This window comes from Trichocoleus desertorum AS-A10 (assembly GCF_039962155.1).
GTDB lineage: Bacteria > Cyanobacteriota > Cyanobacteriia > FACHB-46 > FACHB-46 > Trichocoleus.
Map to the genome: position 1 here is coordinate 115,147 of NZ_JAMPKN010000015.1, position 6,191 is coordinate 121,337.

The window sequence follows — 6,191 nt, forward strand, 5'->3', positions numbered from 1 at the left end:
GTAGCATGACAGAAGCACGCAACGTACTAGGTGGAACCCTCGAAACTTGCTGCACCTCACCCATGACCGGATACTACCGAGATGGCAAGTGCAATACAGGTGGCGGTGACTTTGGAGCCCATGTAGTTTGTGCCCAAATGACTGAAGAGTTTTTGGCCTTTACCAAGGAGCAAGGTAACGATCTGAGCACGCCAGTTCCAGCTTTTGAGTTTCCAGGTTTGCAGCCTGGCGATCGCTGGTGTTTGTGTGCCTCCCGCTGGAAGGAAGCTTTAGATGCAGGCATGGCTCCTCCTGTTGTTTTAGCTGCCACCCATGCCTCAGCGTTAGAATATGCTTCTCTAAACGAACTAAAGCAACATGCCAGCGATCGCTAGCTGCACTTTTTACCTAGCTGTACTGTTTTAGGCTACGCCAAAAGCTTACCAATCGCAGAGCGCAACCAAGACTCGTAGCGAAAAACCAAAAAAGCGAGAATAGGAGCCGTGACACAGCCTGCTATTAGGCATCCCACGATAGTTGCGAGATCCGCGTTAAAGTACTCACTGGCTAGAATTACCAAATCGTTGTCAATGATTCCGCCCTTACCTTCGTCGTACCAAGACTGAAAATCTAAATCGTAAAGCAACTGCCATGAGAACTGGAGATCGCTAAACAAGGTAAAGAAACCCAGCATGGCATAGATAGTGCGATCGCCATCCATACGACGAAAGTAACCACTTATTGATAAATAAAGACAAATAAAAATAGCCAAAACCTCCATGCCATGCCCCATAAAGGTTGACAAAATGAGATTCCAATCGGTAAGTAGGCAGAAGCTATAAAGCCCTGTCAACCCAACCAGAACACCTTGTAGGCGAGGATAAACCCGACAGAGCCAAATTGAATAGGCGATCGCCAAATAAATCAGCCCTAGAATTAGCCAAGATTGCTCAAAGCTCAGGGTGATTCCACCTCCGAAGGCGAAATCAATCATCGGAATGGCAGGACGACCAAATAACCAGTGAGTCAAAGCATGCCCTACCTCATGCACCATGACCAAAAATCCCCGAAATAGTAGCTTCAGCGGACTGAGGATAAACAAGATCACTGCCAATCCCAATCCTGTTAAGACTGCACCCCAACCTTCAACTGTTACAGCTTGAGGTTGATGCTGAGTTGATGAGCGAGAAGGGCTTTGTCTACGGGTACTGTAGAAAACTAGTTTTCCTTTTTTCGTGGCAGATGGCTGCTGTAAACAGGGTGAGGTCTGGCTTTCGTTTAGTTTAAAGTCTCCCTGCTTAGTGAGTTCTCGGTGTTGCAGTGTTGGCTGAATACTAGATGGCTGATGGGGCTGCTGAAGTCGTATTTCTTTTTGCCAGCTAAACGTTTTTGCCCCTATTTCCCGACCATACACTTCAACTCTTTCTAGCGATTCTGGTTGGATACGTGACATCACCTGCTGCATCAAGGTCATAGCAGCTAGTGGTTCTGGCGGTGGAGTCGCCTCTAGTAGCACTTGTAAGCAGTTACCCCTGAGATTCACCTTGACAGCAGTTGCCTGTTTCTCAAAAGCTCGATTTAATAAAGTGGCGATCGCTCTACCATCACCTTGCTTGGCTAATTGCACGAGTTCCAAGGCTGACTCCTAGTCTGACTAGTAAAATCAATAACTGAGCGTGTCAAGCACACTACCAGTATTGGCTATGAGATGTAGAGTTCCCAATTTGTGACTACTCTTTGCCAGTCCTAACTGTGGCGACAAATTCAATTGAGTTAAGACGATTTCTACTGGAATGAGTCACAATTGAAAGCGATCGCAAAATCAGCATGAAGGAAGTTCTGTGTCTACACAAATTTCGGCTTCCCCTCTTCCCACCTTGACAGAAATTAGATCGGGTCTGCCCAACATCTGTGGTTGGGAGACAGAAATCAATACAGTGGTGAACCATAATCAACCTATTTTCTCACCCCAGACCAATCTTCAATTAGCAGACATTACAGCAGGATTTGCTTGTGCGCTGCATATGCACCAACCCACAATTCCGGCAGGAACCAATGGTGCCCTGATCAGCAACCTGCAATATATGTTTGAGCATCCTGGAGAAGGAGACAACCATAATGCTGATCCCTTTGCTTGGTGTTACAGTCGCATGGGAGAGTTTATCCCTCAACTCGTAGCAGAAGGATGCCATCCTCGGATGATGCTCGATTATTCGGGTAATCTGTTGTGGGGGCTGCGGCAGCTCGGGCGTGAGGATGTTTTGGATAATCTGAAACGGCTCGCTTGTGACCCCCAGTACCAGCCTTATGTGGAGTGGTTAGGCACCATGTGGAGTCACGCTGTGATTCCTTCTACTCCCATCCCAGATATCAAACTGCATATCCAAGCTTGGCAACAGCACTTTGCAGCCATCTTTGGCTATGACGCTCTAAGGCGGGTAAAAGGTTTCTCGCCACCAGAAATGCATCTACCCAATCACCCAGATACGCTATATGAATACATCAAAGCACTCAAAGAATGTGGCTATCGTTGGCTGATGGTGCAAGAACATTCTGTCGAAAACATAGATGGTTCTGGGTTACAACACGATCAGAAATATATCCCTAACCGATTGGTTGCTCGGAATTGTCATGGAGAAACGATTAGCATTACTGCCCTAATTAAAACTCAAGGCTCAGATACCAAGCTAGTCGGTCAAATGCAGCCTCATTACGAAGCCAAAGGACGCAGCCACCAGCAAATTAGCGATGTTACGGTGCCCTCCCTCGTTACCCAAATTGCTGACGGAGAAAATGGTGGTGTGATGATGAATGAGTTTCCTCAAGCTTTCTTTAAAGCTTGTCATGAAGCACGGGAGCAAGGTGGAGGGAGAGTTGGCACAGTTGCTCTAAATGGTACTGAGTACTTAGAGCTAATTGAAGCAGCGGGTGCTAGTCCGGAAGACTATCCTATTTGCCAAGCTGTCAATCAACACAAAATTTGGCAACGAGTTGATCCAGACAAAGCCACACCTGAAGCAGTGGAGAAAGCGATCGCCGAGCTCAAAACTACCGACCACCAATTCCATATGGACGGAGCTTCCTGGACCAATCATTTAAGTTGGGTCAATGGCTACGAAAATGTTTTAGACCCCATGAGAAAACTCAGCGCCCTGTTTCACGAGAAATACGATCGCCTAGTAGAGCAGGATAGTTCAGTGACGCAGCGATCGGACTATCAAGAAGCGTTACTCTACAATTTGCTCTTACAAACTAGCTGTTTCCGTTACTGGGGTCAAGGCACTTGGACAGATTACGCTCGTGAGTTATATCGACGAGGTGAGGCATCGCTGCTAGCTCGTACTTCATAGCTGATACAACCCAACGTTGACACTTGTTAAACCGATACAACAAACTGGACGAGTGAATCTTCCAAGAGTGAGTATTCTTGGCAAGTAATGAAGTTGTCACTACTCCAATCGTCAATAACTTGTAGCAGCCCTCGAACTGCAAGATCCCGCTGAATTAGCTCTGTAGCAGCATCCCAAGCAGCATTGGCGGTTGGAAAAGTTCCAATTTGAATCGTACAAATATGGTGATACCAAACGCTAATCCATCCGCCATCTTTTTGTATTAGCTCAATGGTTTGTCCTAAGTATTCCATAATACAAAACCAAGTTACAGCAGAGGTTAGAGGGTACTTAATACTTTCTTAAGTGTAGCGATCGCTCCTATCTCTCCTCTTCTGCCAAAGGGAAAATCAAGCGCCTGCAAGCATCCCTCTTAAGGAACGGCTCAAACTCCAGCAAGCAAAATTTTTTGTCTCGCCCCAGTTTTTTGTACCTTCTTACTTAGTCCTGCGGCAGGATGTAGTTTTTTCAGGACACAGACACCATGACTAAATAAATTAGTTTAAGCGGTGTAAATTATGAGCGCTGGAAAAAAACCTGCTTTTCAATTCGGTCTCAGCATCATTCTGGGAGTTCTAACTATTATTGCCATTTCCTCAGCTTCCTATTTAGGACTCATGAACTTCTAGATTCTGACCACTAATAAACCTAAACGGCGATCGCAGCGATGTTTTTAGCTCTGATCGCTGTTTTTGTTTCGAAGCGCTACCGTGGAGGACTTCACGACACGGCCTCAACTCTGCCATGATCAGCAAGAAGTAGGTTCGAGTGTCCCATCCATGAATAGCGATCTAATGATTTTCCTCGCTAGTGTTGGTATTTTAGCGTTGTACTTGGTTTTTTCCGCCTTCACCGAAATGGGCACTAAGCTGCCCTGGAAAAAGTAACTTGTAAAGTACTACTTCCTAACTAACGAGTTTTAGGCCCAGAGTTGAGTGACTTCTGTAGCAGTTGAAATATAGGCAAAAACATCACTCATACAGAGTAAGGCTGCTGTGTAGTGGTCTACCGTAACCCCTGCGATCGCATCCCGCGGTACAATTACTCGGTAGTCCAAATTTCGTGCTGTGAAGACTGTACTCATGACGCAAACATGAGCCGTAACTCCACAACAAACTAAATTTTCAATCTTTTGCGCTCGCAGCAATAGATCTAGCTCGGTGCCCATAAAGCAGTCATATCGGCGCTTATTTAAGATGCGGTAATCTTGCGGCTGCACATCCAAACCATCTGTAAGCTCACAACCTGGCGTTCCTTCTAGGCAATGCACTGGGTCATATTCTAGTTCAATCCCATAGTCACTTTTGTCAGGACGGTGCATCTCATGAGTAAAGATGATGGGCACAGTATGCTGCCTAGCCCAACCGATTAAGCGATTAATTACTGGAACGAGTTCTCGCCCCCCTGGTGTCTCCTGCACAGCCCCCGCATCTACAAAATCCCGCTCCATATCAATGACGAGTAGCGCCGTATTGTTAGGCTGAATCTTCTGAGTTGGAAACGAGCGAACAAGGGGTTCCATCTACTGCAACTAAAAATCCTAAATTTCTACCTAATGCTAACTTTTCAATTTCATACTCGTCAGTTACACAGCTAAAATTGAAGTTTGAAAAAGCTGAGCTAGTGTAATGGGAGCTAAGAGGGCGATCGCCCCCCTGTCTGCCATAAGTTCACAAACCTCAATGTTAGCCAATGCCATCTTGACGGGAAAATTTAAGCTTTGTAGAGCATTCGGTAAAAATACGAAGATTACGTTGCCTAGATGTTCTCAACTCCGTGTCTTATCGATGGTCAGAACCAACATTTTGCGTCACGCTTACGAATATTATTGACGCAAGATGAAACTATAACTATGGCTAACGTACCTGACACTATCAGCCCCAGAACTCTGTTTTGGTTGTGGTATGACCGGGTACCTCTAGAGCAAAAAACCAAAGCTGCTAGTGACTTCAATCGTTTCGTGAAGCGCGCAGAGTTGGAGGCCAGCCTGCATTTGCCCTCCTTTCAAATGCTAAAATCTCATGCTCACGAGGAACAGCGTTAATTTAACCAGCATCCAATTTTCCCTAGTCATTTCGCGATCGGAGTCACCTAAAATCTCAGCCCGACTTGCCCGTTTACCACTCGAACCGAGTTGTAACCTGCTCCAACAAACAAATTGTCAGAAGCATCAACTTGTACACCGCCGGAATAAGCAACGCCTTTGTCTTCGGAGTACAGCCCCAAACCCACATAAGGCGAGACGACAGGCAAGTTCACAAACTTAAGTACATCTACACCAGTAAGTAGCTAGCCAGAATTAAACTTAAAACGTTCGAGGGCGTATCCCCCTTTGAGGCTGCGTGCTGCCATTCCATCCATGATGGCAACGGCTAAGTCATATTCATCCTCAAACATCTGTCCTGCAATCTCATGCGTCTTGAGTTGATGCCATTGCTCCTCAATGCGATTCATCTCAGAACAGTAGGGGGGCAAAAAGAACACCAACAAGCCCTGCTGCTGCCACCGCTGCCACTGTTGCTGGGCTAGTTGACTTGTATGCAACGAAGCATTGTCTTGCACAACCACCGTTAGACGCCCAGTTTGGGTGAGAGTTGTCAAAGCTTTATCAGCAATCGAGTCCATCACTTTGATGTAACTGGAACTCCTAAAACTGCCTAACGCTATAGCATACTCAAACCCTTGATGCGGTTGCCAGAGTCCCAGGATACTAATGCGCCCACCCCGTCGCTGCGTTTGCTCCAATCGCTTCTGTTGTCCGACTCGACTGTAGCTGTAGCTGACTGGACTCCAGAGGCAACACCCGGACTCGTCAAGATACTT

At 46.3% G+C, this 6,191-nt stretch carries 8 protein-coding genes; 3 read left to right on the forward strand and 5 right to left on the reverse strand.

The genetic code is table 11. The features are described from left to right. The first annotated feature begins 5 nt into the window (after nucleotides 1–5). Nucleotides 6–374: a DUF2237 family protein gene (locus tag NDA01_RS19095; RefSeq protein WP_190557073.1), complete on the forward strand. Its 369-nt coding sequence runs from the start codon at nucleotides 6–8 to the stop codon at nucleotides 372–374. A gap of 32 nt (nucleotides 375–406) precedes the next feature. On the opposite strand, the gene NDA01_RS19100 is transcribed toward NDA01_RS19095, so the two are convergent. Continuing rightward, nucleotides 407–1,615, reverse strand: coding sequence for a hypothetical protein (locus NDA01_RS19100; RefSeq protein ID WP_348229188.1), 1,209 nt, complete (start codon nucleotides 1,613–1,615; stop codon nucleotides 407–409). A gap of 205 nt (nucleotides 1,616–1,820) precedes the next feature. On the opposite strand from NDA01_RS19100, the gene NDA01_RS19105 reads away from it, so the two are divergent. After that, entirely contained in the window at nucleotides 1,821–3,329 is a 1,509-nt protein-coding gene (locus NDA01_RS19105) for a glycosyl hydrolase family 57 (RefSeq protein ID WP_348229189.1), read from the forward strand. A gap of 26 nt (nucleotides 3,330–3,355) precedes the next feature. Here NDA01_RS19105 and NDA01_RS19110 read toward each other — a convergent pair whose 3' ends face one another. Beyond that, nucleotides 3,356–3,622 carry a hypothetical protein gene (locus NDA01_RS19110; RefSeq protein WP_348229190.1) on the reverse strand — a complete coding sequence of 89 codons (267 nt, stop codon included), beginning with the start codon at nucleotides 3,620–3,622 and terminating at the stop codon, nucleotides 3,356–3,358. Between the two features lie 665 nt (nucleotides 3,623–4,287). Further along, entirely contained in the window at nucleotides 4,288–4,890 is a 603-nt protein-coding gene (locus NDA01_RS19115; protein WP_348229191.1) for a cysteine hydrolase family protein, read from the reverse strand. A 330-nt stretch (nucleotides 4,891–5,220) separates the two neighbouring features. Between NDA01_RS19115 and NDA01_RS19120 the strand changes: the two genes are divergently transcribed. Next, the gene (locus NDA01_RS19120; protein WP_190441867.1) at nucleotides 5,221–5,412 is read left to right on the forward strand and encodes a hypothetical protein; all 192 of its coding nucleotides are present in this window, start codon (nucleotides 5,221–5,223) and stop codon (nucleotides 5,410–5,412) included. Nucleotides 5,413–5,459: 47 nt separating this feature from the next. Here NDA01_RS19120 and NDA01_RS19125 read toward each other — a convergent pair whose 3' ends face one another. Continuing rightward, complete coding sequence (locus NDA01_RS19125; protein ID WP_431193448.1) at nucleotides 5,460–5,627, reverse strand: hypothetical protein; 168 nt, start codon at nucleotides 5,625–5,627, stop codon at nucleotides 5,460–5,462. A 30-nt stretch (nucleotides 5,628–5,657) separates the two neighbouring features. After that, nucleotides 5,658–6,191, reverse strand: a 534-nt coding sequence (locus tag NDA01_RS19130; RefSeq protein WP_348229192.1) for a transposase, incomplete at its 5' end; no start/stop codon positions are given.

Excerpts from the sequence above, each read along its gene's own strand:
- NDA01_RS19120 (WP_190441867.1), top strand. The coding sequence starts at position 5,221 with ATGGCTAACGTACCTGACACTATCAGCCCCAGAACTCTGTTTTGGTTG.
- NDA01_RS19095 (WP_190557073.1), top strand. The coding sequence starts at position 6 with ATGACAGAAGCACGCAACGTACTAGGTGGAACCCTCGAAACTTGCTGC.
- NDA01_RS19115 (WP_348229191.1), bottom strand. The coding sequence starts at position 4,890 with ATGGAACCCCTTGTTCGCTCGTTTCCAACTCAGAAGATTCAGCCTAAC.
- NDA01_RS19110 (WP_348229190.1), bottom strand. The coding sequence starts at position 3,622 with ATGGAATACTTAGGACAAACCATTGAGCTAATACAAAAAGATGGCGGA.